22 protein-coding genes are annotated in these 22,917 nt (G+C 72.4%); 10 read left to right on the top strand and 12 right to left on the bottom strand.

Going from position 1 to position 22,917, the window contains the following annotated elements:
• Nucleotides 1-141 precede the first annotated feature (141 nt).
• The 4 genes from ACQEUX_RS29180 (at nt 142) to ACQEUX_RS29165 (ending at nt 6,333) form a co-directional block, all read left to right on the top strand.
• Complete coding sequence (locus ACQEUX_RS29180) at nt 142-1,707, top strand: NlpC/P60 family protein (protein ID WP_433055104.1); 1,566 nt, start codon at nt 142-144, stop codon at nt 1,705-1,707.
• A 114-nt stretch (nt 1,708-1,821) separates the two neighbouring features.
• Entirely contained in the window at nt 1,822-3,354 is a 1,533-nt protein-coding gene (locus ACQEUX_RS29175; protein ID WP_433055101.1) for a hypothetical protein, read from the top strand.
• A gap of 197 nt (nt 3,355-3,551) precedes the next feature.
• Nucleotides 3,552-5,615 (top strand): DEAD/DEAH box helicase, encoded by a 2,064-nt coding sequence (locus ACQEUX_RS29170; protein ID WP_433055098.1) that lies wholly within the window; start codon nt 3,552-3,554, stop codon nt 5,613-5,615.
• A 97-nt stretch (nt 5,616-5,712) separates the two neighbouring features.
• Nucleotides 5,713-6,333 carry a putative glycolipid-binding domain-containing protein gene (locus ACQEUX_RS29165; protein WP_433055095.1) on the top strand — a complete coding sequence of 207 codons (621 nt, stop codon included), beginning with the start codon at nt 5,713-5,715 and terminating at the stop codon, nt 6,331-6,333.
• 16 nt (nt 6,334-6,349) lie between these two features.
• Here ACQEUX_RS29165 and ACQEUX_RS29160 read toward each other — a convergent pair whose 3' ends face one another.
• From ACQEUX_RS29160 to ACQEUX_RS29150, 3 genes are read right to left on the bottom strand one after another with little or no spacing between them, the layout of a single operon-like run.
• Nucleotides 6,350-7,441: a PLP-dependent cysteine synthase family protein gene (locus tag ACQEUX_RS29160; protein WP_433055092.1), complete on the bottom strand. Its 1,092-nt coding sequence runs from the start codon at nt 7,439-7,441 to the stop codon at nt 6,350-6,352.
• 31 nt (nt 7,442-7,472) lie between these two features.
• The gene (locus tag ACQEUX_RS29155) at nt 7,473-8,303 is read right to left on the bottom strand and encodes an SDR family oxidoreductase (protein ID WP_433055089.1); all 831 of its coding nucleotides are present in this window, start codon (nt 8,301-8,303) and stop codon (nt 7,473-7,475) included.
• A gap of 50 nt (nt 8,304-8,353) precedes the next feature.
• Complete coding sequence (locus ACQEUX_RS29150; protein ID WP_433055086.1) at nt 8,354-8,812, bottom strand: Lrp/AsnC family transcriptional regulator; 459 nt, start codon at nt 8,810-8,812, stop codon at nt 8,354-8,356.
• 269 nt (nt 8,813-9,081) lie between these two features.
• On the opposite strand from ACQEUX_RS29150, the gene ACQEUX_RS29145 reads away from it, so the two are divergent.
• On the top strand, nt 9,082-9,348 hold the full coding sequence (locus ACQEUX_RS29145; RefSeq protein WP_433055083.1) for a BldC family transcriptional regulator: 267 nt from the start codon (nt 9,082-9,084) through the stop codon (nt 9,346-9,348).
• Between the two features lie 128 nt (nt 9,349-9,476).
• Here ACQEUX_RS29145 and ACQEUX_RS29140 read toward each other — a convergent pair whose 3' ends face one another.
• A complete protein-coding gene (locus tag ACQEUX_RS29140) occupies nt 9,477-10,106 on the bottom strand; it encodes a UbiX family flavin prenyltransferase (RefSeq protein WP_433055080.1) in 630 nt (209 codons plus the stop codon).
• Nucleotides 10,107-10,256: 150 nt separating this feature from the next.
• Between ACQEUX_RS29140 and ACQEUX_RS29135 the strand changes: the two genes are divergently transcribed.
• Nucleotides 10,257-11,240: a terpene synthase family protein gene (locus ACQEUX_RS29135; RefSeq protein WP_433055077.1), complete on the top strand. Its 984-nt coding sequence runs from the start codon at nt 10,257-10,259 to the stop codon at nt 11,238-11,240.
• Here ACQEUX_RS29135 and mqnP read toward each other — a convergent pair.
• Both mqnP and ACQEUX_RS29125 read right to left on the bottom strand, forming a co-directional pair.
• Entirely contained in the window at nt 11,229-12,140 is a 912-nt protein-coding gene (mqnP, locus tag ACQEUX_RS29130; protein WP_433055074.1) for a menaquinone biosynthesis prenyltransferase MqnP, read from the bottom strand. The genes ACQEUX_RS29135 and mqnP overlap by 12 nt on opposite strands.
• On the bottom strand, nt 12,140-13,600 hold the full coding sequence (locus ACQEUX_RS29125) for a menaquinone biosynthesis decarboxylase (protein ID WP_433055071.1): 1,461 nt from the start codon (nt 13,598-13,600) through the stop codon (nt 12,140-12,142). The genes mqnP and ACQEUX_RS29125 overlap by 1 nt, the downstream gene beginning before the upstream one ends.
• A gap of 492 nt (nt 13,601-14,092) precedes the next feature.
• On the opposite strand from ACQEUX_RS29125, the gene ACQEUX_RS29120 reads away from it, so the two are divergent.
• Complete coding sequence (locus tag ACQEUX_RS29120; RefSeq protein WP_433055068.1) at nt 14,093-15,052, top strand: alpha/beta fold hydrolase; 960 nt, start codon at nt 14,093-14,095, stop codon at nt 15,050-15,052.
• Between the two features lie 33 nt (nt 15,053-15,085).
• On the opposite strand, the gene ACQEUX_RS29115 is transcribed toward ACQEUX_RS29120, so the two are convergent.
• The gene (locus ACQEUX_RS29115; RefSeq protein ID WP_433055065.1) at nt 15,086-15,640 is read right to left on the bottom strand and encodes a carboxymuconolactone decarboxylase family protein; all 555 of its coding nucleotides are present in this window, start codon (nt 15,638-15,640) and stop codon (nt 15,086-15,088) included.
• Nucleotides 15,641-15,737: 97 nt separating this feature from the next.
• On the opposite strand from ACQEUX_RS29115, the gene ACQEUX_RS29110 reads away from it, so the two are divergent.
• The 3 genes from ACQEUX_RS29110 (at nt 15,738) to ACQEUX_RS29100 (ending at nt 18,177) form a co-directional block, all read left to right on the top strand.
• On the top strand, nt 15,738-16,214 hold the full coding sequence (locus ACQEUX_RS29110) for a MarR family winged helix-turn-helix transcriptional regulator (protein ID WP_433055062.1): 477 nt from the start codon (nt 15,738-15,740) through the stop codon (nt 16,212-16,214).
• 251 nt (nt 16,215-16,465) lie between these two features.
• Nucleotides 16,466-16,711, top strand: a complete 246-nt coding sequence (locus ACQEUX_RS29105; protein WP_433055059.1) for a hypothetical protein — start codon at nt 16,466-16,468, stop codon at nt 16,709-16,711.
• A 104-nt stretch (nt 16,712-16,815) separates the two neighbouring features.
• Nucleotides 16,816-18,177: a hypothetical protein gene (locus ACQEUX_RS29100; RefSeq protein ID WP_433055056.1), complete on the top strand. Its 1,362-nt coding sequence runs from the start codon at nt 16,816-16,818 to the stop codon at nt 18,175-18,177.
• 70 nt (nt 18,178-18,247) lie between these two features.
• Here the strand turns inward: ACQEUX_RS29100 and ccsB are convergent, their stop codons facing one another.
• The 5 genes from ccsB to ACQEUX_RS29075 are packed head-to-tail and all read right to left on the bottom strand — an operon-like array spanning nt 18,248 to nt 22,875.
• The gene (ccsB, locus tag ACQEUX_RS29095) at nt 18,248-19,216 is read right to left on the bottom strand and encodes a c-type cytochrome biogenesis protein CcsB (RefSeq protein ID WP_433055054.1); all 969 of its coding nucleotides are present in this window, start codon (nt 19,214-19,216) and stop codon (nt 18,248-18,250) included.
• The gene (gene resB, locus ACQEUX_RS29090; protein WP_433055051.1) at nt 19,216-20,841 is read right to left on the bottom strand and encodes a cytochrome c biogenesis protein ResB; all 1,626 of its coding nucleotides are present in this window, start codon (nt 20,839-20,841) and stop codon (nt 19,216-19,218) included. Before resB ends, ccsB begins: the two co-directional genes overlap by 1 nt.
• A complete protein-coding gene (locus tag ACQEUX_RS29085) occupies nt 20,841-21,662 on the bottom strand; it encodes a cytochrome c biogenesis CcdA family protein (protein ID WP_433055048.1) in 822 nt (273 codons plus the stop codon). The genes resB and ACQEUX_RS29085 overlap by 1 nt, the downstream gene beginning before the upstream one ends.
• Nucleotides 21,662-22,228: a TlpA family protein disulfide reductase gene (locus tag ACQEUX_RS29080; protein WP_433055045.1), complete on the bottom strand. Its 567-nt coding sequence runs from the start codon at nt 22,226-22,228 to the stop codon at nt 21,662-21,664. Before ACQEUX_RS29080 ends, ACQEUX_RS29085 begins: the two co-directional genes overlap by 1 nt.
• Nucleotides 22,228-22,875 (bottom strand): histidine phosphatase family protein, encoded by a 648-nt coding sequence (locus ACQEUX_RS29075; RefSeq protein WP_433055042.1) that lies wholly within the window; start codon nt 22,873-22,875, stop codon nt 22,228-22,230. The genes ACQEUX_RS29080 and ACQEUX_RS29075 overlap by 1 nt, the downstream gene beginning before the upstream one ends.
• Nucleotides 22,876-22,917 lie beyond the last annotated feature (42 nt).

Below are 22,917 nucleotides of genomic sequence, written 5' to 3'. Positions count from 1 at the left end.
CTCAGCCTCCCGTAACCCGGCAACGCATCGACATCGTTGGCGGGGTGCGGTAAGACAAGGTGGGGCGGAACACACACACTGGTACCGTCCCGACGGCCGCGCCCACCGAGCGCGGCGAGGAGCAGCGGGACGGGGAGCGGCATGGTCGACAGCGGGCGCGGGCGACGGCAGCGACGACGGAGCCCGGTGATCTCGCCGGTGCTGCGTCCGAAGCTCTGGGCCGCTCTGCTCGGCGCGATCGCCGCCGCCGTGCTGGCCACCCCCGCGTACGCCGAGCCGGGGTTGCCCACCACCGTTCCGGACACCGGCTCCCGCCCCGCGGTGACCGGCGCACTCCAACTGCCCGGTGGCGCTCCCGTCGCCGGCATCCCGGTCCCGCCGGTGCTGAACGTCGGCGCTGGTCCGCTGGCCGCCCAGATCGCCGCGGGCGAGACCCAGGTCGGCACGCTGGGCGAGGCGCTCCTGTTGAGCCGGCAGAAACGCGTCGACGCGCAGGCGCAGCTCGACGCTGCCGGCAAGACGCTGGCGGCCGCGCAGGACGCCCTGCTCCGGGCCCAGCAGGCGGCCGACGCGGCCGCGTCGGACGCGGTCAAGGCAGCCGCCGCGCTGCCGCCCGGCGAGTTCGCCGAGGACATCCGAGGGCTGAGCCGCCTCCAGCAGATCACCCGTGGCGAGAAGGTCGACGGCGGCACCACGGGAGTGGCCGGGGAGCTGTCCCGGGCCCGCAGCGGCGAGCAGATCGCCTACCAGGCACACACCGCGGCCAAGGATCGCCTCGCCGCCGCCGAGGCGGAGTTCACCGCCGGCGAGACGGCACTCCGCGCGGCCGAGGCGAGTCTGCTCAAGCTGCGCCGGGACAACGCCGCGCAGCTGATCGAGATCGAACGCCAGCAGGAAGCCGCCGAGCAGCAGCTCGGCGCCGGCTACGTCTCCAACCAGAGCATCAGCGGAATGGCCGCGCACCCCCGGGCACTGGCTGCGGTCCGGTACGCGCTCGCCCAGCTCGGCGACCCGTACAAGTGGTCCGAGGAGGGGCCGAACCAGTTCGACTGCTCCGGTCTGATGTGGGCGGCGTACCGGTCGCCGGGCGCCGACTACTTCGACCTGCCCCGGGTCTCCCGCGACCAGTACGCGGCCACCCGGGGCCGGACCGTGCCGCAGAGCGCGCTGCTCCCCGGCGACCTGCTCTTCTTCGCCTCCGGCAGCAGCTGGACGACGATCCACCACGTCGCCATGTACATCGGTAACGGCAAGATGGTGCAGGCGCCCACCACCGGCGACGTCGTCAAGATCTCGGTCGTCCGTTGGTCCCGGCTGTACGCGGCCACCCGGGTGATCGGCGCGGTGCCGGCCCCGATCGTGACCGTCCCGACCCCGCCGGCCCCGACGCCCAGCGCGACGCCCACCCCGAAGCCGACGCCCACGCCGACCACCAAGCCGACGCCCACCACGAAGCCCACGCCGACCCCGACCGGGTCAGCCACCCCGAAGCCCACCGGCAGCGCGACGCCGACGCCTACGCCGACCGGCAGCACCTCGCCGAGCCCGTCCAAGACCCCGAGCAACACCCCGAGCAACACGCCGACGACCCTGCCCTCGGCACCAACCAGTGCGCCGGGCAGCACATCCCCGACGACCACACCGACGGCCGGCACGAGCGCGACGGGCAGCAGCAGCTCGACGGGCAGCCCGAGCACCGGGGGCTGATCCGCCACAACCCGCTCTGGCTGTCCGCTCGGGGCGATCTGTGGCACCGTGACATCCAGGCACATCCGACCCGACGTCACGGGTCCGGGTGCGAGCGTGGCACGGAGGGCGGAGATGGCCGAGCAGAGAGATCCGGCGGAGACTGTCGATCCCGTGGTCGACCGAGCCGAGCCGTCAGGGCCGGGCACCGCCGACCCGGCGCCCGCCGCTGACGCCGGCCCGGCCGCCACTGACGCCGACCCGGATGCCGACGGCACAGCCCCGGCCGCCACCGGAGCCGCGCCCGCCCCCAGCGGCACCGCCGCGGGGACCGGTGACGACGACGCCACTCCCGCCGGCACCGACGCCGCCACGGACGCTCCGAAGACGGGTGCCGGGCGGCCGGCGCCCGCCGACGCTCGCCCGGACAAGGCCGCCGCGCCGGTACGCGCCAGCGCCAGCGTCGCGACCGCCGGGGCTCTGCGCGGTGACCTGCCGGCCAGCGCTCCGGTCACCACAACCACCTACCGGTCGGCCAGTCCGGGCGACGTTTCGGTGCCCGGGCAGCGGAACGACTCGACCGCGCCGGCCCGGGCCAGCGCCACGGTTCCCGGCAGCAGCCGGGTCACGGCCGACGCCATCGGCTCCCCGGAGTCCCGGCCGAGCACGCCCGCCGTCTACCGGTCCGGTCCGGTGAATCCAGAGCCGCCCGAGCCCGCGCAGCCGCCGGAGCCGGCCCAGCCACCGACGCCGCCGACACCGGAGCCGGCCCCCACGCCGCCCCGCCCGACGCCGCCCCGCCCCACGCCGCCTCAGCCGTCGCCACCCGAACCGGAGCCCGCGCCGAGTCCCGGGCCGCACCCACCCGGCCCGGTGCCGACGCCAGGGCCCCGGCCCACGCCGCCGCCCGGTCCGGTGCCACCCGGTCCGGTGCCACCCGTGCCGGGTCCACCCATACCGCCGCCCTCGCCGGTGCCGCCCATTCCGGGCCCGCCGACACCGCCTGTCCCGGACCCGCCGGTGCCACCGCCCGGTCCGCCGGTGCCCGCGCCGCCGGGCCCGCCCGGCCCGATGCCGGCACCGCCGTTCCCGCCGCCGCCGGCGACGGCCGACACGCCCGGCGTACGGGCCAGCGCATCGGTCTCCGCACCCTCGGCCGGGTGGCCGTCCACCCCGCTGACGGCTGGCCCGACGTCCGGCAGCGGGTGGATCGAGGCACCCGTCTCCGCACCACCGGTGGTGCCTGCGCCAGCGCTGCCGAGCTGGCCGCCGTCCACCCCCGGCGCTTCCCCCTCGACCGGGAACAGCGCCGGAAACTCCCGCACGATCGTGCCGTCTGGTGGGCCTGCCGGGCGGGCTGCGGCCGGTGCCCCTGCTGGGCGGGGCGACGGCCGCTCCGACCTGGCCGGCACCGTCTACGGCGGCGGCGAGGGGCCGGGTTTCACCACGATCGCGATGCCCGCCAACGCGGTGGAGAATTCCGGCTCGCTGACCGGGCACATCCTGGCCCAGGGCTGGGCGGACACGCCGGCCGAGCGGTCCAGTAACGCCCGGGTGATGATCGTGCTGGCCGCCGCTCTGGGGCTGCTGGTGGCGATCAGCGTCATGGTCGTTCTGCTGGCTGGTGACGCCCTGGACGGTCTGGTGGGCAGCGTGCTCAACGGGTGAGCCGCCGACCGGGAACGATGGTGAGTCCGCCCACTACCGTCGGGCAACCGGCTGGCGGCTTCGCCGGACCGCCGTACACTGGCTGAGATCACTGACCCGGCGCGTGTGGTGCGCGCCCATGGGCGATCTTGCGGGCGATCCGGCGGCACAGCCGCGGCAGGCCATCGCGAAGATGCGCCCCGCTCGAAAGGCATTTGTTGACCACCTCTGCTGACCCCAGCACCGTTACGTCCGTTTTCGACCCAGCCCCGGCGACCGACACCGCCCGGGAGCCGCTCGACAACTCTCCGAGCGACGCCGGCAGCGCGCCGGCAGCGACCGCCGTCCAGAAGGCCGAGCCCGTGCCGACGGAGACCGCCGATCCGATCAGCTTCGCCTCCCTCGGCCTGCCCGAGCCTCTGGTCCGCGCGCTGGCACAGCAGGGCATCACCAGCCCGTTCGAGATTCAGCGGGCCACCGTTCCGGACGCGCTCGCGGGCCGCGACGTGCTGGGCCGCGGGCAGACCGGGTCGGGCAAGACGCTTGCCTTCGGTCTGCCGATGATCGCCCGGCTGGCCAACCGCAACCGGGCCCGGCCGATGCGTCCGCGCGCCCTGGTCCTGGTCCCCACACGCGAGCTGGCCATGCAGGTCAACGACGCCCTCGTACCGCTGGGCAAGTCCGTCGGCATCTTCCTCAAGACCGCCGTCGGCGGTGTCCCGTACGACCGTCAGATCGACGCGCTGCGGCGCGGCGTGGAGATCATCGTGGCCACCCCGGGCCGACTCGGCGACCTGATCGAGCGGGGCATCTGCCAGCTCGACGACGTCGAGGTGACGGTGCTCGACGAGGCCGACCAGATGGCCGACATGGGCTTCCTGCCCGAGGTCACCGACCTGCTGGCGAAGACGCCCGCCAACGGCCAGCGGCTGCTCTTCTCGGCCACCCTGGACGGTGACGTCGACGCTCTGGTCAAGCGGTTCATGACCGACCCGGTGACCCACTCCACGGCGCCGTCGACCGCCTCGGTGTCCACCATGGACCACCACATGCTGTTGATCCCGCCGCACGAGAAGTTCCCGGTAGCCGCCTCGATCGCCGCCCGCGACGGCCGGACCATGGTCTTCGCCCGTACCCAGCTCGGGGTGGACCGGCTGGTCGAGCAGCTCGCGGCGGTCGGCGTACGCGCCGGTGGGCTGCACGGCGGCAAGACCCAGCGGATGCGCACCAAGACGCTGGCCGAGTTCCGTGAGGGCCGGATGAACGTGCTGGTCGCCACGGACGTGGCGGCTCGGGGCATCCACGTCGACGGGGTCACCCTGGTGCTGCACGTCGACCCGCCGAAGGACCCCAAGGACTACCTGCACCGCGCAGGGCGCACGGCCCGGGCGGGCGAGTCGGGTGCGGTCGCCACGCTGGTGCTGCCCAAGCAGCGCCGCACCACACTGGCGATGCTGGAGAAGGCCGGTGTCGCGCCGGCCGAGACCAGTGTCCGGGTCGGCGACCCGGCGTTGGCCGAACTGGTCGGCGCCCGCGAGCCCAGCGGCGTCCCGGTTCGCGTCGAGGCGGAGCCGAGGGGCTTCGGCGACCGCTCCGGCGGTCCGCGTCGATTCGACGACCGGGCCGGGGGCCCGCGTCGGTTCGGCGACCGCGACGACCGCCGCCACGGCGACCGCACGGGCGGGGAGCGCCGTTACGGCGACCGGCCGACCGGCGAGCGCCGCTTCGGCGACCGGCCGCAGGGTGACCGCCAGTACGGCGACCGCCCGCAGGGTGAGCGCCGTTACAGCGACCGACCGCAGGGTGACCGCCAGTACGGCGACCGCCCGCAGGGTGAGCGGCGTTACGGCGACCGGCCTACCGGCGACCGGGGCTACGGCGACCGGCCGGCCGGCGAGCGGCGTTACGCCGATCGGGACACCCGGGGTTACGGCGACCGCCCACAGGGCGAGCGGCGCTTCGGTGACCGGCCGCAGTTCGGTGACCGGGACGGCCGACCGACCGGCGAGCGGCGCTTCGGTGACCGGCCGCAGGGCGAGCGTCGGTTCGGTGACCGGGACGGCCGGAGTGACCGACCGACTGGCGAGCGGCACCAGGGCGACCGCCCGTCCGGCGAGCGGCGCTTCGGCGACCGGGACGCTCGGGGTGGCTTCCGCCCGGAGAGCCGTGGTCGGGACGACCGGCCGCGCGACGACCGACCGCGTGACGACCGGCCGCGCGACGATCGACCGCGTGACGACCGGCGCGGTTTCGGCGGGCGACCGCCGGCGCGTACCCACTGATCGACTGATTCACCGAACGCCGTCGCGGAGCACATGCTTCGCGGCGGCGTTCGCGCATGCCCTGCCGATGCCGGGCCGGTCGCGTAACGTCCGGCCCATGCCGAAATCGATCTTCTGGTCCCGGACGGACACCGCCGGCAGCGAGCAGGTCCTGCTCGACGACGGTCACGGATTGGCGGCCCGGGGCACCCTGCTCGCCGTGGACCCGATCCCCTGGACCGCCCGCTACCAGCTGACCACCACGCCGGACTGGACCACCGCCCGGGTCGAGGTCGAGGCCGAAGGGCTGGGCTGGCTGCGCAGAGTGACGCTGGAGCGGGCTGCGGACCGGTGGCGGGTCACCACCGCCGAGCAGGGCAACCTGGATGCGGCGCTGGTCGCGGCCGGTCATCCCCGGGCCGGGCTGCCGGGCACCGATGACCCGGACCGGTTGGCCAACGCGCTCGACGTCGACCTGAGCGGGTCGCCGCTGTTCAACGCCCTGCCGGTCCACCGGCTCGGGCTCGCGTCCGCGCCGGCCGACCTGGCGCACCGGATCACCGTCGCGTGGGTGCTGTTGCCCGGCCTGGAGGTGGTGCCGGCCGAGCAGATCTACACCGGGCTCGGGCCGGGTCGGGTGCGTTTCGCCAGCGGCACCTTCACCGCCGACATCGATCTGGACGACAGCGGCTACGTGGTGCGCTACCCCGGTCTGGCCGAACGGATCGACCCACGCTGAACAGCGCGGCAGGGGCTCAGGCGGGCCAGGCGCCGCTGGCCAGGAAACGTTCGACCGTGGCCAGGTGCGGCGTCAGGTCGAGGCCCTGGGCGGCCACCCAGTCGTCGGCGTAGTACGTGTCGGCGTACCGGTCGCCCGGGTCACAGATCAGGGTGACCACCGAGCCGGTCCGGCCCTCGGCGAGCATCCCGGCGATCAGGCCGAACGCACCCCACAGGTTGGTGCCGGTGGAGCCGCCCACCCGCCGGCCGAGCACCGCCGACCCGACGCGCATGGCGGCCAGTGACGCCGCGTCCGGCACCTGGACCATCCGGTCCACCACCGAGGGCAGGAACGAGGCTTCCACGCTGGGACGGCCGATCCCCTCGATCCGGGAGCCCTTCCCGGTGCGCACCGACCAGTCGGCGGCCAGCCAGGCCGGGTAGAACGCCGAGTTCTCCGGGTCCACCACGCAGAGCTTGGTGGCGAGTCGGCGGTACCGGGCGTACCGGCCGATGGTCGCGCTGGTGCCCCCGGTGCCGGCGCCCACCACGACCCAGGCGGGGATCGGGTGCCGCTCCAGTTCCAGCTGGGCGTAGATCGACTCGGCGATGTTGTTGTTGCCCCGCCAGTCGGTCGCCCGCTCGGCGTAGGTGAACTGGTCCATGAAGTGCCCGCCGGAGTCTTCCGCGAGCCAGCGCGCCTCGACCACCACGCTTGCGGGGTCGTCCACCAGGTGGCACCGGCCGCCCTGGAACTCGATCTGCGCGATCTTCTCCGGTGAGGTGGAGGCGGGCATCACCGCGATGAACGGCAGACCGAGCATCCGGGCGAAGTACGCCTCGGAGACCGCCGTGGAGCCCGACGACGCTTCGACGATCGTGGTGCGCGGCCCGATCCAGCCGTTGCAGAGCCCGTAGAGGAACAGCGAGCGGGCCAGCCGGTGCTTCAGCGAGCCGGTGGGGTGGGACGACTCGTCCTTGAGGTAGAGGTCGATGCCCCATGCCCTGGGTAGCGGGAACGGCAGCAGGTGGGTGTCGGCCGAGCGGTTCGCGTCCGCCTCGACGGCGGCGATCGCCTCCGTCACCCAGGTCCGGCTGGCCTCGTCGCACCGGTCGAGATGAGTCACGCCGGAAACGTAGCAAGCAGGCCAGGGGCGGTCAGCGCCGGTCCTGCGGCGCGGTTCGGCGGCGTTGGCGGCGTTGACCGGCCCGGCCGGCGGCCTGGACGAGCGGGGTCAACGCGACGGCCAGCCCGGGTAGGGCGTCCAGCAGGCGCACCTGCGCTCCCCGCCAGCGGGGCAGGCTGACCACCGGGCGGGGGCGGCGGGCCAGCCGGACCGCCCGGGCGGCCACCCGCTGTGGGGTCAGCATCGACCCGGTGAACGACGCCAGCGCCCCCGGGTCGTCGAGCCGGTCGTGCAGCATCGGGGTCCAGATGCCGTCCGGGCAGAGGCAGGAGACGTGCACCCGCCGATATCCGGCCGTCCGCAGGTCGGACAGGGTACCGAGGCTGAACGCCAGCAGTGCGTGCTTGCTGGCCGCGTACACCGTCTCGCCGGACGCGGCGACCAGCCCGGCCAGTGAGACGACGTTGAGCACGTGGCCGTGGCCCTGCCCCCGCATCACGGCCAGCGCCGCGAGGGTGCCGTTCATGGCGCCGAGGACGTTCACGTCGATCACCCGGCGGCGGGTCGCGGCGTCGTGCTCCCACGACGGCCCGGTGACCAGGATGCCGGCGTTGTTGACCCAGAGGGCGAGGTCGCCCCGGCTCGCCACGGTCGAGGCGATGTCGACGCAGGCTTCCTCGTCCCGGACGTCCAGGGCGGCCGACCAACCGCCGAGCGGTGCTGCGGCGATGGCCACCGCCGCCCGGTCGAGGTCGGTGAGCAGCACCGACCAGCCGTCGGCGTGCAGCGCGGTGGCGATGGCACGGCCCAGGCCCCCGGCGGCGCCGGTCACCACGGCCACTCGACGTCCCGGCGGGGTCATCGGCGCACGCTACCGCCGGCCGACCGGGCGACACCAGGGGTACGCGGCGGTCAGGCCGTGGGCGAGCCGACCGGCTGGGGGCGGTTCTCCCACTTGGTGGAGAGGGCGATGGCGGTACGGGTGGAGGCGACCCCGGGGGTCCGGTTCAGCCGCACGATCAGCTGCTCCAGCTCGGCGATCGTGCCGACCCGCGCCTTGAGCAGGAACGACTCCACGCCGGCCATGAAGTAGCAGGACTCGATCTCGGGCAGCACCCGCAGCGACTCGAGCATGTCGTCGGTGTCGGCGCCGGAGTCCTCGACGATGCCGATCAGCGCGGTGACTCCCAGCCCGATCGCCTCCGGGGCCACGTCCGCGCGGTAGCCGCGGACCACGCCGCTGCTCTCCAACTTCCCGACCCGCTCATGTACGGCCGGGGCCGAGAGGCCCACCTGTCGGGCCAACTCGGCGTACGAGAGGCGGGCGTTACCGCGCAGCAGGTCCACGAGGCTCAGGTCGATGGCGTCCACGGAGAGTGACCTTAACCGGTTAGGCGTAACGCGACGCCTTCGGCATCCGTTGGACTGAGCAGTGAGTAACTGTTCACAAACAGACGGTCAAGGCAGGGGTTGCACCAGTACCATTTACTAACTTCCCACTCAGTGCATTTTTCGCGTTTGGCGGACAGGCCAGGTCCCTGGTGCTGTAATTGCCATACGTCCCTCATGACGGCTCTGGGCTCGCACCAGCCGGGGGCAGTGTGTTCAGCCAGGGGCTTCGTCGACGCGAGGAGGGGGCTGTGGACACTGGAGATCGCCTGCTGACACCGGGTGAGGTTGCCGCGCTGTTTCGGGTGGACCCGAAGACTGTGACGAGATGGGCGGCGGCCGGCCGGATAGGAAGCATCCGGACTCCAGGCGGGCATCGCCGGTTTCGGGAATCCGAGGTGCGAGCCCTGCTTGAGGGGGAGGGCATGCTGGACGAGGTGGACGAGGTCGGAAAACCACGCAACGTGGGGCCGGCAGCGACCACCGGGCCGGGTCCGGCCAACGCCGGCATGTACTGAACTGGTGCGGACAACGCTACGCGGACCGGGCACCAAGTCCGGTCCGCGTCCCGCCTCGGCCAACCGCCGGAGGCAGCACGACAGGCACGCGCGCTGAGCGGAAGGCCGGTGCTCGCTGAGCGGACGGCTCAGCTCCGGGCGGCACCGAGCTGGCCGGACCACCGTCGGAACAGGGTGTGTGGGACGCCGAGCGCGTCCAGCACCTTGCCGGCCACGAAGTCGACCAACTGCTGGGCGCTTGCCGCCGCACCGGCCCCGTAGAAGCCGGGGCTGGCTGGCAGCACCACCGCGCCGGCGTCGTGCAGCGAGATCAGGTGCTCCAGGTGGCTGCGGGTCACCGGTGTCTCCCGGGGGACCACCACCACGGGCCGGCGTTCCTTGAGGTTGACCTCGGCGGCGCGCTGCAACAGGTCCTTGGAGAGCCCGATGGCGATGCCCGCGCAGGCTGCGGTGCTGGCCGGGACCACGGCCATTCCGCGTACCCGGTAGGAACCGCTGCTCGGCCCGGCGGCGAGGTCGCCAGCGGGCCAGTGCCGCACATCCGCTCCGGTCAGGTCCCGGTCGAGCCAGGCGGTGAGGTCCTCGGCCCAGTGCCCGTCGCGAAACGGTCGGCCGGTCTCGTCGAGCACGGTGAGCCGGGCCGCCCGGGACACGATCAGGTCCACCGGCTCGCCCGCGTCGAGCAGACCGCCGATGACGGCCGCCGCGTACGGCGTGCCGGACGCCCCGGAGACCCCGACCACCCATGGTTCCCGCATGCCTCCAGCCTGCCTGGTCCGGCTGGCCCGCTGGTGGGCACCCCCGGCGATGGTCCGTCCGACATATCCGGCGGGTACGTGCGTATCCCATCGACCTGACATGCTGCCGGTGGCGATTCGCACCGGAACCATCTCGCTCAGGAGGCATCGGTGACGACCGGCGAGGTCCTCTGGGCGCTGCGTGCCGAGTGTCCGATCCCGTCCCGGCTCTCACCACACGCCGACCGCGTGCAGGGGTGGCTGCTCGACCTGCTGCCCGGGCTTGGCCTCCCACTGGACGACGCCGCGCTGCACCGGCTGTCCCGGGGAGTTTTCGCCCGGTACGCCGGCAGGCTCTACCCGGACGCGACCGAAGCCGACCTGCGGGTGCTGACCGCACTGTTCACCTGGTTCTTCCTGGTCGACGACGCGTGCGACGGGCCAGCCCGGCTCACCCCGGAGCAGATCCGCGCGCTGCGCAACGGCGCCCTGGCGCTGCTGCACGACGGTCCCCGGCTGCGGCAGGCCGGGCTGACCGGTCCACTCCGGCGCCTGCTGGTGCTGGCCTGGCGGGAGCCGCGTCGCCGGATGCCCGCCCGGTGGCGGCTCCGCTTCGCCGACGCGGTGGCCCGGCACCTCGACGGCACCTGGCAGGAGGCGGTCAACAAGGAGGCCGGTCGCCGGCCCAGCGTCGACGAGTACGTCGAGCTGCGTCGGGCGACCTCGGCGGCGGAGGTGTCATACCCACTGGTGGAGTTCGCCGGTGGGCGGCAGCTGCCCGACCCGGTCTACCACCACCCGCTGCTGCGCGAGATCGCGCGGGTCGGCAACGACCTGCTCTCCTGGTACAACGACCTGGCCTCGCTGGAGCGGGACCGGGCCACGGCGGGCGGGCACAGCCTGGTCCTGGCCATACAGGCCGAGCTGGCCGTGCCGATGTCGGAGGCGGTCGAGCGGGCGGCCGAGCGCTGGCGGGAGTCGATGCGGCGCTTCGTCGCGCTGCGAGCCGCGGTGCCGTCGTTCGGTCCCGCGTTGGACGAGGCGGTCACCGACCATCTCGACGGGGTCGCGTACGCCGTCCGTGGCACCATCGACTGGACCTGGGAGAGCGCCCGCTACCCCGCCGCCACCGCGCGGCCAGCGTCAGGGCCGTAGGTCGAGCCGGATCACCAGGTCGAGCAGGGCGAAGACGAACAGCGCGATGCCGACGAACCCGTTGGCGGTGAAGAAAGCACGGTTGACCTTGCTCAGGTCGGTCGGGGTGACCACCAGGTGCTGGTAGCCGAACGCGACAGCGGTCAACGCCAGCCCGATCCACCAGAGCCAGCCGAAGCCGATCAGCGCACCGAACCAGATGAACAGTGCGAACGTCACCACGTGCGCGACCGTGGAGGCGTGCAGTGCGAAACGCCGACCGTACCGGGCGGGCACGCTGTGCACGCCGATCTCCCGGTCGATCTCGGAGTCCTGGCAGGCGTAGATCAGGTCGAAGCCGCCGATCCACAGCCCGACCGCCGCGCCGAGCAGCCAGGCCGGCCAGGAGCCGTCCAGGGTGCCGGTGACCGCCAGCCAGGCGCCGACCGGGCCGACCGCCTGGGCGACCCCGAGAATGGCGTGCGGCCAGTTGGTGAACCGCTTGGCGTACGGGTAGACGACCAGCGGCACCACGGCGAGCGGCGCGAGCACCAGGCAGAGCGGGTTGAGCAGCGCGGCGGCGACGAGGAAGACCACCAGGGCGACGCCCGCGCCGGTCCAGGCCGTCCGCACGCTCACCGCCCCGGTCACCAGCTCCCGCCCGGCGGTACGCGGATTCCGCGCGTCGATCCGCCGGTCGAGGATCCGGTTGGCGGCCATTGCGAACGTCCGCGCCCCGACCATCGCCACGGTGATCAGCAGCAGGTCCAGCCAGCGCACCCGGCCGCCGTTGACCTGCATCGCGGTCAGCGCCGACAGGTACGCGAACGGCAACGCGAACACCGAGTGCTCGATCGCCACCAGCTTCAGGAACGACTTGACCCGGCCCGGCTTCTCGGCCGGTGCGTCGAGGACCACCATCAGATCCCGTACTCCTTCCAGCGCTTGTCGACCAGAGCGGTGACCTCCGGGCTCATGCTCATCTCCTCCGGCCAACCACGGGTGTAGCCCTCGGTCGGCAGCTTGCGCGTCGCGTCGACGCCCACCTTGCCGCCCCAGAACTGCTGGTACGACGAGTGGTCGAGGTGGTCCACCGGGCCCTCGGTGAGCAGCAGGTCACGCGCGTAGTCGACGTTGCCGAACGCACGGAACGCGACCTCGTTGTAGTCGTGCACGTCGCAGTCCTCGTCGACGATCACGATCAGCTTGGTCAGCGACATCAGGTGCGCGCCCCAGATCGCGTTCATCACCTTCTGGGCGTGCTTCGGGTAGCGCTTGCGGATCGACACGATCGCACAGTTGTGGAACACACCGGCGGCCGGCAGATCGTAGTCGACGATGTCCGGGATCAGCAGCTTGAGCAGCGGCTGGAAGATCCGCTCGGTGGCCTTGCCGAGGCCGTGGTCCTCCTGTGGCGGCTTCGAGGTCACGATCGAGTGGTACACCGGTTTGCGCTGCATGGTCATCGCCTCGATGTGCAGCACGGGGAACGGCTCGACCGGGGTGTAGAAGCCGGTGTGGTCGCCGAACGGCCCCTCGGGCAGCCGCTCACCGGGTTCCAGGTAGCCCTCCAGCACGATCTGCGCGTGCGCCGGCACCTGCAACGGCACGGTGAGGCAGTCGACCATCTCCACCCGCTCGCCGCGCAGGAACCCGGCGAACAGGTACTCGTCGATGTCACTGGGCAGCGGTGCGCTGGCCGCGTACGAGACGACCGGGTCGCAGCCGATCGCGACCGCGACCGGCAGACGCTGCCCGAGCCGCTCGGCGACCGCGTGGTGCGCGGTGGAGTCCTTGTGGATCTGCCAGTGCATGCCCAGGGTGTTGCGGCCGTGCTGCTGGAGTCGGTACAGGCCCAGGTTGCGCTTGCCGGTCTCCGGGTGCTTGGTGTGGGTCAGCCCGTAGTTGTGGAAGATCCCACCGTCGCCGGGCCAGACCTGCAGCCCCGGCAGCCGGTTGAGGTCGACGTCCTCACCCCGGTAGACCACCTCCTGGCAGGGCGCGGTCTTCACCTTGCGCGGCGGCACCGACTTGAGCTGCATGACCTTGCCGAGGCCCTCCCGGATGCCCGACCAGCCGACCGGCAGCTCCGGCTTGATCAACGCGCCGATCCGAGCACCGATCTCGTCCAGCGAGTCGACGCCGAGCGCCATCGCCATCCGCTTCTCGGTGCCGAACAGGTTGATCGCCACCGGCATCTCGCCCCGTGTCGGGCGCTCGAAGAGCAGCGCCGGCCCGCCCGCCCGCACCGTGCGGGTGACCACCTCGCTGATCTCCAGGGTGGGGTCGACCGGGACGTCGACCCGGCGCAGCTCCCCCGCGCGCTCCAGCGCCGCGAGGAAGTCCTTGAGATCGGTGTACGGGAAGCCACGAGCCGCCATGCCGCCCAGTCTCCCGCACCGGCTCCCGCGCGACCCAAGCCGGGTGCTGTGACGCTCGCGATTGCCCGACGCCAGCGGCGGGACCGCGGGACCGCGGACGGCGGACGGCGGACGGCGGGCAGCGGGCGGCGGGCAGCGGGCGGCGGGCGGCGGGCAGCGGGCGGCGGGCAGCGGGCAGCGGGCAGCGGGCGGCGGGCGGCGGGCGGCGGGTCCAGATCAACTCGGCTTCCAGGAAGTCGGGGTGTCTTGCGCCCGGGGATAGGCCGACTTCCTGAAAACCGAGTGGATCAGGGACCGCCTGGCCGGCGGAGAGTCCGGCGGCGGGCACCCCAGCAAGACCCACTCGGGTTTCATGAAATCGGGGCGTCCCGGGCCGCAGGACACCCCGATTTCATGGAAGCCGAGTAGATCAACGCTCGCGGCCGGCACCCTGGGGCATGACGGGCGGTTGAGCGGGTAGCCGGGTAGCCGGCCGCAGGTAGGCAGACGGAGATGGGCGGACGGCAACGGGCGGACGGCACGCGGGCGGACGGCAACGGCAGACGGCACGCGGGCGGCCGGCGGACGGAGGCGGCGATGGGCGGGGAGCGGGTCCCGGCGGGGTTCACCGAGCAACGGGCTCGGGTCGGCCAGATCACCATGAACTACGTCCGTGGCGGCGCCGGCCCGCCACTGGTGCTGTTGCACGGGTATCCGCAGTGCTGGTACATGTGGCGGCACCTGCTGCCCGAGTTGGGGCGCTCCTTCGACGTGGTCGCGCCCGACCTGCGCGGTTTCGGGGGCAGCGACGCCCCAGACGGCGGGTACGACAAGAAGACGGTCGCCGCCGACCTGCACGGACTACTCGACCAGCTCGGCCTGGTCAGTGACCTCCGGCTGGTCGGGCACGACCTGGGGACCATGGTCGCGTACGCGTACGCCGCCGCCCATCCGCAGCGGGTGAGTCGGCTGGTGCTCACCGAAGCGCCGATCCCCGACGAGAGCATCTACACGTTCCCCGCACTGACCTCGGCCGGGCCCGGGGTGTGGAACTTCGGCTACTTTTCGATCGGCAACGGGCTTCCGGAGGAGTTGGTCAGCGGGCGGGAGTCGCTCTGGGTGGACCGGTTCACCGACGCCCTGATGGTGCGCAAGGGCAGCATCGCCGCGCCCGATATCGAGGAGTTCGCCAGCCACCTGGGCGACCCGGCCCATCTGCGGGCCAGCTTCGCCTACTTCCGGGCGTTCGATCAGGACATCGCCGACAACGCGGCGTACCGGGCTACGAAGCTGGCGATGCCGGTGCTGGCCGTCGGCGCAGCGGCCAGCCTCGGTGGGCAGGTCGCCGAGCAGGTCCGCCGGTACGCCGACACGGTCCGCGGCGAGGTGATCGAGGACTGCGGGCACTGGCTGTACGAGGAGCGCCCGGACGAGATGCTCGCCCTGCTGCGCGACTTCCTCGGGGCGGCCTGAACAGCGGCTCACCGCCGCCCGCACGCGTCCCGGTCATGCTGCGGGCGTCCACGCGTGGGCGGCCAGTGGCGGGTCGAGCGGCGCGCGGGTGAGCCGGTTGGCCAGAGTGGACATGGTGTACGCGCCGATCCCGAGCACCACGTCCAGCGCGTGGCGGGGTTGGTAGCCGGCGGACAGGAAGTCGTCCAGCTCGTCGTCGGGCACCGCGCCCCGCTGGTCGAGCACGGCCAGAGTGAACCGGCGCAGCGCCTCCAGTCGCGGCTCGGGCAGGGCCGTGCCGGCACGCAGTGCGGTGATCAGCTCGGCGCTCGCACCGAGTCGGGCAAGCGTGCCGGTGTGCAGGGCGACGCAGACGTGGCACTCGTTGGTGGTGGCGACGGCGAGGACGACCACCTCCCGCTCCAGCGGTGTGAGATCGGTCTGCTCGAAGCCCGCGTTGGCGGCGAGGAAGCCGGTGAGCAGTTGCGGTGACTCGGCCAGCAGCGCCACCGGGGTCGGCAGCCAGCCGAAGCGGCCGCGCACTCCCTCGATGGCCCGACGGGCGGCGGCAGGCGCGGTGTCGGCGGTGTGGGCGGTGAAGACGGGCATGGTTACCTGCTTTCCGGGGCGGCGGCCGGGAGGAGCGGCGCCGCATCTCGTACGATAGTCAACGTGGTTGACGGAATAGTAAACGTGGTTGACGAACATGGCAACCGCTGAGCCCGCCCGGCCCGGCTTCCAGCTGCCGCTGCTGCTGCTGGCCGGCTTCCGGACGCTGATCGACGACCTACACACCGAACTCGCTCGGGAGGGGCATCCGGAGCTGCGACCGCTGCACGGGTTCGTGCTCCAGGCCGTCGGAGCGGACGGCACCACCGCCACCGAACTGGGCCAGCGGCTGGGCATCTCCAAACAGGCCGCCGGCAAGACGATCGACCGGCTGGTCGCCGTCGGCTACCTGGAGCGGGTCGACGATCCCTCCGACGCCCGACGCCGGCTGGTCCGGGTGACCCCGCGCGGCGCCGACGGGCTGCGTCGCTCGGCGGAGATCTTCGATCGCCTGCGTGGAGAGTGGGCTCAGACCCTCGGCCCGGAGCGGGTCACGGCACTGGAGGACGACCTGCGCACGATGGCCTCGGCCAACTGGTTCCGGCTCGACATGCCGGGCTGGTTCGGCGGCTGACCGCGCCAGGTGACGTACACCTGGCGCCGATCGGTCAGCCCAGGTCGAGCCGGAACACCGCGCGGGCGTAGTCGGCGGTCTGACCCGATGCGCATACCGGGTAACGCCAGCACCGGTAACGCGTGGTGCGCGGTCTAGATCCACTCGACATCCATAAGTCGGGGTTTCCTGCGGCATGGGATAGACCGATTTCACAGAAACCGAGTGGACCAACGTGGCGAAACGGCGGGACGCGGGGGCAGGGTGGATCCATGTCGGACGCCTATGTCGTCGGCGACCCGGACGGGTTGTCTCCTCTGCTGGTCGCGCTTCGTGACGCCATCGCCCGGGAGCTGCACGCCCAACTGGCGCTGCGTGGCGAACGGATCGAGCTGGCCGATCTTCCGGAGGTGTCCTACCAGGTCACGATCCAGGTCGAGCGAACGCTGCGCGCCCGGGGACCCGCGCGGGAGCCGCGTGCCGAAGCCCGTTTCGACGGGGTCGGGCCGGTCGGCTGATCGATGGCTGTCACAGGCGATCTCTAGGATCAGGGGTGCCGGTCGGGCCGGGGATGCTGTGGCCCGGCTTCTTCCGATCGGCTCATCCCCCACCAAGGAGATCGATGAGATCTGTGCACGTTTCGCGTGGCAGGCTCCTGCGCGGCCTGACCGCGCTTGTCGTGGGCACCGCAGGGGTCGGTGTGGCGGCTGGCCCGGCTGCGGCGGAGGGCGACCCGGGTTGGGTCAACGGTTGGCTGGGTGACGTCACGGTCGGTGGCCCCGTCGCTCCCGGCCGGACGATGCCGCTGACCCTGACCAGCACCGGGGCCACCCAGCCCCGGGTGACCGTCGACCTGACCGGTCTGGCCGGCGTCGCCACCGCCACCTTCCCCGACTTCTGTGTCACCGAGGGCACCTCGGTGACCTGCCCGATGCCACCGTCGGCCGTCGACGAGTTCGGCACCCTCACCGGCACCGTACCGGTGGTGTTCCGGGCCGCACCCGGCGCCACCGACGGCGCGACCGGCACCCTCGACTACACGGCGTTCGGCGAGCAGACGGAGGCGTACTCCCAGCAGGCCGCCGTGACCGTGCGGTCCGGGCCCGACCTGCTCGACCTGGTCGACGAGTACGTCTCCGGCGTCGAGGTCGGTGACAGCCGTGCCGTGCCGGTGGTCGTGGTCAACGCCGGTGACCAGCCGACCGTGGACCTCCGGCTCACCCTCCGCTTCCCGGTCGGCCTGGCGCCGGCGAGCTACCGCAACTGCCGGTACGGCACCGACCAGGTGCTCGCCACGGTGGTGGTCTGCACCGTGCGGGGCACCTTCGCGCCCGGCCAGCGGCACGAGTTGCGGCATGGCTTCGCCACCACGGTCGGCCCGGCCACCCTCGGCAGCAAGCGGATCACCCAGCTCGTGGAGCCGCTGGCCACCGCCGGGCCACTCCCGAGCGGTGTGCAACTCAAGCGCCGCGAGGCCGACCAGGCACTTCGGCTGCGTCCGGTGGGCGAGCCCCTCGACGTGGTCCCGGTCGAGGTGACCGGCGCCGGGGGTCAGACCTACCTGCGCGAGGTGCGGGGGGCATTCGACATCGTCGCTCAGGGCGTGGCCGTCACCGGAGCCGTCGGCGACACCGTGCGGATCACGGTGGGGTTGCGCAACGAGGGCCCCGGCGTGCCGGACGGCACCAACTCCGGTGACAGCGTTGGCGCCTTCCTCTTCGTGCCGCCGGCCGGGGCCACGGTGCTCGGCACCCCGTCGGGCTGCTCGCCGAGAGGGGACGAGCAGGCTGTCGGAGAGACCCCGACAACCTGGTACTGCGACGGACCGGGGTCCGTGTTCCCCGCCGGCACGACCCATACCGTCGCGTTCGACCTGCGGATCGACAGCCTGCCGGGAACGCCCGGTGAGGTCCGGCCGTTCCAGCGCTACCCGCGGGTGGATGACAACCCGGGCAACGACGTCGCCCCGGTGACCGTGGGCTGAGCGAGCCCGCCAGAACGCTGCGGGCCGGTCACGGAGGAATCCGTGGCCGGCCCGCAGTCCGTTGTCCAGGTCAGTCCAGCCCGCCGTACGAGTGCAGGCCGGTGAAGAAGATGTTCACGCCGAACAGGTTCATCAGCATGGTGAGGAAGCCGAGCACCGCGAGCCAGGTGGCCACGTTGCGCTTCACGCTGGGCGTGGCGCGGGCGTGCAGGTAACCGGCGTACACCACCCAGGAGATGAACGCCCAGGTCTCCTTCGGGTCCCAGCCCCACGGCCGACCCCACGCCGCCTCGGCCCAGATGGCACCGGCAATCACCGCGAACGTGAAGATCGGGAACGCGAAGGCGTGCAGCGCGAAGGTCAGCCGCTCCAGGCCGACCGCGCCGGGCAGCCGCTTGGCCAGGGTGTACGGGAAACTCCGCTTGCCCTGCTCGTACCCGTTGCGCATCAGGAAGCCGACCGCCGGCACCACGCCGAGCAGGAAGATGCCGGACGCGAAGACGATGGTCGAGACGTGGATGACGAACCAGTACGAGTTCAGAGCCGGCACCAGCGGCACGATCGGCACGTACAGCACCAACTCGGCGGTGGCGACCAGCAGCACCATCACCAGGGTGAGGAACAGCCCGAGCTTGCGCAGCGACGGTCGCTTCCAGAGCACCACCAGCCAGGCGGCGACCCCGATGAACGTCACCGTGAGCACGAACTCGTACATGTTGCCCCAGGGCATCCGGTCGGCGGCGAGGCCGCGAGTGACCAGTGCCGCCAGGTGCAGCACGGCGGCGGCCGCGGTGGCACCCACCGCGATCAGGCCCGCGAGGCGCGCCCGCCCCGCCGACCGGTCCGCAGTGGTGGACGACAGGACCGGTGCGGGCGGCGGAAGGGCGCCACCGCCGACGCCCACCAGCTCACGAACGGGAGCCGCCGCGGCGACGCGGGTACGCGTGTTGCCCAGCGCGTACTCCACGGCGTGGCCGATCATCGCGACCAGGTACGCCAGGATCGCGAAGGTCACCAGATTGTCGGAGAGTACGGACATCACTCGGTCCCTTCTCGCGGGCCGGCCCGCTCAGCCGCCCGTTCGTCACCGTTGACCGCGGCGATGAGCTGGGCGAACTCGTCGGCGAACCCTGGATAGTCGGTGCGCGGTAGCCCACCGACCTCCATCAAACTACTACCGACCGTCGGAGATCCCTCCGTGGGGTCGGACGGCATCACCCGGAAGAACACCCGACGACGCCGCCCAAACAGCGAGCCCATCAGTCCGACCAGCAGGGCACCACAGCTCACCAGCAGCATCGTCGAGCCGGGGTCGTGTCGGACGGAGAGCGTGACGTACCGCTCGGTGCCCAGGAACTCGACGGTCGTGCCGTCGTCCAGCGTCCAGGTCTCACCCTTGCGGAGCAGCTTGGTGCCGACCTCCTTGACCTTGCCGGTCCGCACCTGCCGCTGGTCGAGCTGGTAGACCGAGCCGGGGATACCGGCGTCCAGGCCGAGGTTGCCCCGGTACGCGACCAGGTTCAGCGCCGGGTTCCGCTCGGTCGGGTACTCCGAGCGGACGAACGGGGCCTGCTGCGGCGCGCTCGGCAGGTAGATGCCGGTGAACGCCATCTGCTCGTCCGGTGCACGCTTGCCGGTTTTCGGGTCGACGTTCGCGTCCGGGAAGGCGGCCAGCCCCTCGCTGGTCAGGCCCATGTCGCCGGTGGTCAGGAACGGCTCGTCGCTGATCTGACTGCGGCCGAACCGGTCGGTGTAGCGGATCACCGGGGCATACCCGTGGCCGAGCAGGTAGACGCTCGCCCCGTTCAGCCGCAGCGGCGAGTTCACCGAGAAGTTCGCGCTGCGGGTCGGCTCGTCCGGGCCGTCGACGGTCACCGTGGCGTTGAAGAACTCCGGCTGGCCGGTGTCGAGGAACCGGGCCTGGAAGTCGTCCAGCCGCAGGCAGAAGCCGGGCAGGTCCGCGCTGTCCACCTGGGGGCCGAGCTTCGCCTCGGCATACTGCTGGCGGGTGTTGCAGAAGGCGTTGTCCGCGCCGGCCACGAGCAGCCGGTTGCCGCTCCAGCCGTACCACGAGCCGAGCGCGACACCGATCAGCACCGCGATCAGCGACGTGTGGAACAGCAGGTTGCCGGTCTCCTTGAGGTAGCCCTTCTCGGCGGAGACCTCGTCGCCGCGCACCTCCACCCGCCAGCGACGCTTGCGCAGCACCTCGGCGACCGCCGCCGCCCCACCGGGCGGGGCGGGCAGCACGGTGTGCTGCGGCAACCGGGCCATCCGCTTCGGCGCTGCCGGCGGCCGGGAGCGCAACGCCCGGACGTGGTCCCGCAGCCGGGGGGTGATGCAACCGATCAGGGAGGTGAACAGCAGCAGGTAGATCGCGGAGAACCAGACCGAGCCGAAGACCTCGAACGCGCCGATCCGGTCCAGCCGAGGGGCCAGGTCCGGATGGTCGATGAAGTACTCGTTGACCTTCTCCGGGCTGATCCCGCGCTGCGGCAGCACCGAACCGGGGATGGCGGCGACCGCGAGTAGGAAGAGCAGGATCAGCGCCGTACGCATACTGGTCAGCTGCCGCCACGAGTTGCGCAGCAGCGCCAGCAGCCGGTTGGGCCGGCGCCGGGGCGCCGGGGCCACGGTCTCCGGCCGGTCGTCGACGACCGTCATCAGATGCTCACCTCGCCCACCCCGACGGTGGTCTGCAGCCAGATCACGAAGCTCTGCCATCCGCCGGTGACCAGCGCCAGGCCGATCAGGATGAGCAGGGCACCGCCGACCCGGGTGACCCAGCGGCTGTTGCGCCGGACGGCGCGGAAGACCCCGAGCAGGCGTTGGAAGCCCAGCCCGAATACGACGAACGGTATCCCCAGCCCGAGGCAGTACGCCACGGCGAGCACCACGGCGCGGTCACTCTGGCCGGACGTGGCCGCCATCCCCATCACCGCGCCGAGCGTGGGGCCGGTGCAGGGCACCCAGCTGAGTGCGAAGACCGCGCCGAAGACCGGTGCGCCGAGCAGGCCGGCCGACGGCAACCGGGAGATCCGGAACTCGCGTTGCAGCGCGGGGATCATCCCGAGGTAGCTCAACCCAGCCACGATGATCAGCACGCCGACGCCGATCTGCAGCTCTCGCTTGTAGTCGAAGAAAACCCGGCCGATGCTGGCGAACAGGATCGCGCTGGCGACGAAGACGACGGTGAAGCCGGCGATGAAGAGCAGCGTCCCGGCGAGCACCCGGCCCTTGACGGCCACCGTCGCGGCTCGCTCCCGGACGGCGACACCCCCGGCGCCCTCGACGGGCGCGGGGTCGGCCGGCGGTCGGCGGCCGTCCAGGTCGGCGCCGGCGAGACCGGTGACGTACGAGAGGTAGCCGGGGACGAGTGGGAGCACGCACGGGGAGAGGAAGCTGACCAGGCCGGCGAGCACCGCCGCGCCGATGGCGAGCAGCAGCGGCCCGCTCAGAGCCAGTTGCCTGAAGGTCTCGCCCATCAGTTCGACGCCGGTTTCTCGGCCGCGATCCGTTCGACGATCGGTTGCAGGCCCTCCTGCTTGACGGCGGCCCGGATCACCGCCGCGATCCGGCCCTCCCGGTCGAGCACCACCGTCGCCGGGACGGTGTTCGGCGGGATGTCCAGGTCGAGCGCCAGTCGGCTGGACGGGTCGAAGAGGCTCGGATAGGTGACCCGGCCCTCCTCGAACGCCTTCGCCTTGTCCCGCTGGTCCTGGACGTTGATGCCGAGGAAGCTCACCCCGGTGCCCTTGGTGGCCTGGTAGGTGGCTTCCAGGTCGTCGGCCTCCGCTCGGCACGGCGCGCACCAGGAGCCCCAGAAGTTGACCACCACGACCTGGCCACGGGCCTGACTGACGTCATAGTCACCGCCGGTGAGCAGCTCACCGGCGAGCTTCGGGGGTGCGGAGCGCTGATCCGGCGCGCACTCGAAGATCCCGTCGGTGGTGGTCGTGCAGGTCTTCTCCTGCCCCTTCGACGTGCAGGCGACCAGCGCCACCGCGGCGACGGTGGCGAGCAGACCGGCGGTCCACCTCCGGGCTTTCATCAGGCCCCCTTGGCCGTCCGGGCTGTCGCGGAGAGAGCGATCAGGTGCGCGGCCGGCTCGCTGTAGCCGATGCCCACCACCTTCGCGCCGTCGAAGTGGAACGAGGTGAGGCTCGCCAGCCCGCACTGACGCTTGCGCGGGTCGTGCCAGAGCCGCTTGCGCTCGACGTACCGGCGCAGCGTCCAGATCGGGAGCTGGTGCGACACCAGCACCGCCTCGCGCCCCTCGGCGGCGACCCGGGCGGCGTGCACGGCAGCGAACATCCGCTCGGCGATGGCCCGGTACGCCTCGCCCCAGGACGGCGTCACCGGGTCGCGCAGCACCCACCAGTTGCGCGGGTCGCGGAACGAACCGTCGCCCGGGGACACCTTCTTGCCCTCGAACCAGTTGGCGCTCTCGATCAGCCGCTCGTCCACCCCGACCGACAGCCCGAACTGGGCGGCGATCGGCTCGGCGGTCTGCTGGGCGCGCTCCAGCGGGCTTGCCACCACGTGCACGATCTCCCGCTCGGCCAGGCCCTGTGCGGCGGCCTTGGCCATCTGCACGCCCAGCTCGGAGAGGCGGAAACCGGGCAGCCGGCCGTAGAGGATCTGGTCGGGGTTGTACACCTCGCCGTGCCGGAGCACGTGGACCACCGTCTTGCTCATGACTGCGCCCCCTTCGTTCGCGACTGCGGGGCTCGCAAAACC

The organism is Micromonospora sp. CA-259024 (assembly GCF_050936255.1).
Classification (GTDB): domain Bacteria; phylum Actinomycetota; class Actinomycetes; order Mycobacteriales; family Micromonosporaceae; genus Micromonospora.
The sequence above is the reverse complement of the archived record's forward strand: the minus strand, read 5'-3'. Positions and strand labels throughout refer to the sequence as shown.